At 55.6% G+C, this 2,234-nt stretch carries 3 protein-coding genes; all 3 read right to left on the reverse strand.

Going from position 1 to position 2,234, the window contains the following annotated elements; genetic code table 11:
* On the reverse strand, positions 1 to 265 hold a 265-nt coding region (locus WCG50_RS19080; RefSeq protein ID WP_336901174.1), incomplete at its 3' end, for a carbohydrate porin.
* Between the two features lie 42 nt (positions 266 to 307).
* Positions 308 to 1,558 (reverse strand): ABC transporter substrate-binding protein, encoded by a 1,251-nt coding sequence (locus tag WCG50_RS19085; protein ID WP_336901175.1) that lies wholly within the window; start codon positions 1,556 to 1,558, stop codon positions 308 to 310.
* Between the two features lie 205 nt (positions 1,559 to 1,763).
* On the reverse strand, positions 1,764 to 2,234 hold a 471-nt coding region (locus tag WCG50_RS19090; RefSeq protein WP_336901176.1), incomplete at its 5' end, for an ROK family protein.

Raw genomic sequence — 2,234 nt, forward strand, 5'->3', positions numbered from 1 at the left:
AATGGAATTTCCATTTCAGGCCACCGGCTTCGAAGTTCTTGATGATGTCGACCTCAATGCCGTTGTCGCCTTCGTTGCCGAGACGGTACTTTTGCAGGTCGCCGCCGAGGCTCAAACCGCCTTTGGTGTTGTCGTCATAGCTGAGCACCGGGCCACCACGGGAATAACCGTGAAATTCGATACCAGCGGCTTCGACTGCGAAAGCGCTGCTGGCGCAAAGGGCGGCAGCAGCCGCGACCAGACTGATTTTGAGTGTTGTCTTCATAGTATGTTTCTCAACAAAGCAAGTTTTATAAAAATGACAGGGTTATTTGGTTTTGGCTGCGGCAGCTATGCTTTTTTGCGCATTGGCGACCGAGATCTTGTCGTCGTTCCAGAACTGGCTGACCGCGTCTTTGATAGCACCTTCAGCGGCAGGACTGATGGCCATGCCGTGCGCCACAGAAGGGACCAAACCTGCGGTTTTGGCCGTTTCCACAAAGTCCTTGCTGGACAGCTTGGCGCAATCGTCAAACTTGGCCATGTTCATGTTCAAGCGAACCGGAATTGAGCCCTTGTTCAGGTTGAAAACTTCCTGAAACTCCGTTCCCATGATGGCGGCAGCCAAGTCACCCTGCGCCTTTTGAGCAACGGGGTCTTTCAGCTTGAACATGGCAAACGAGTCCACGTTGAATGTGAAAGCATTGGCGGTGCCAGGAGCAGCCGCGCACAAGAAGTCTTTGCCTGGCACTTTGCCGGCTGCAATGAACTCGCCCTTGGCCCAGTCACCCATGAACTGGAACGCTGCTTTCTCTTGCATCACCATGGCCGTGGCCAGATTCCAGTCGCGCCCAGGTGAGGCGGCGTCGGTGTAGCCCTTGACCTTGCGGAAGGTTTCCAACGCTTTCGTCATGGTGGCACTGGTCAGTGCTTTTTGGTCCAGCTTGACCAATGCTTCGTTGTAGAACTTGGCACCGCCCACGCCCAACACCACCGACTCAAAGGTGGTGAAGTCTTGCCAGTTCTGGCCGCCGTGTGCCACGGGTATCAGACCGGCTTTCTTGACTTTTTCAGCGGCCACAAAGAACTCATCCCACGACTTGGGCATGGTCGCGACACCGGCTTTTTTTAGCACAGCCGCATTGGCCCACATCCAGTTCACGCGGTGCACATTCACCGGCACGGCGACGTAGTTGCCTTTGTACTTCATGACATCGGCTACGACTTTAGGCAGCAGGCTGTCCCATTTTTCGGCTTTGGCGGTGGCATCCAGATTGGCCAACACGCCCTCGCTTGCCCATTCCTGAATGGCGGGGCCCTTGATTTGCGCTGCCGCTGGCGGGTTGCCTGAAACGACACGGCTCTTCAGCACGGTGGCTGCGTTGTCACCACCACCACCGGCCACGGCAAAGTCTTTCCAGACGTGGCCCTTGGCTTCCATGATTTTCTTGAGTTCAGCGACCGACTTGGCCTCACCACCGGAAGTCCAGTAATGCAAGACTTCGACTTCGCCCGCCATAGCGGCAGTACCAGCCAACACCAAAGCAACGGCCGTAGCTAGCTTGGAAAGTTTCAACATGTTGTCTCCTGTTATTTTTACGCCACGGACACAATCGGCCAAGGCGTAAGGTTGATCCGCGCAAGCACCATGCCGCTCGAATTAATTAATTGTTAATTAATTAACGTCATTGAACCATAGGGCTTACCCTTGAAAACAGGCAAAAAATCAATTTATTGAGTTTTATCGGCCGATTTCGGGCCGCGAAGGCAAGCTCTGTGCAAATTTACGCCACCAGCGCCAGCGCCCCAAAGTCACCCACGCGCTCGCCCAAACCGGCAGGCACCAGTTCGCAACCATCGGTCAGGGCCGGTAGCTTGCCGTAGACAAACGCCTTGAGTTTGGGCAAGAGGTACTCGCGGTGGTGCCAGAACACACTGCCGCCAATGCTGATGCGCTGCAAATCGAGCGTCACGATCAGGTTGTAAAGGGTCCGCCCCATCACCTGGCATAAATCATCAATAATGGCTGTAGCCACCGCATCGCCTGCGTAAGCAGCTATAAAAAGCGTAGCTGCATCGGAGTAGCCCTGGGCTGCGAAACGACGTGCAATGGCGTTGCCTGCGATCAGGCCCTCGACGTCGCCCACGTTACCGCAACCGCACAAGGCATCGTCGTTGTCGCTCACAAACAGATGCCCGGCGTGCCCGGCGTTACCGTTTTTGCCACGCAGCACATGGCCGTCCACACACAGGCC

The organism is Rhodoferax sp. (assembly GCF_037143375.1).
In the GTDB taxonomy this organism is placed as follows: domain Bacteria; phylum Pseudomonadota; class Gammaproteobacteria; order Burkholderiales; family Burkholderiaceae_C; genus Rhodoferax.

Excerpts from the sequence above, each read along its gene's own strand:
- WCG50_RS19085 (WP_336901175.1), bottom strand. The coding sequence starts at position 1,558 with ATGTTGAAACTTTCCAAGCTAGCTACGGCCGTTGCTTTGGTGTTGGCT.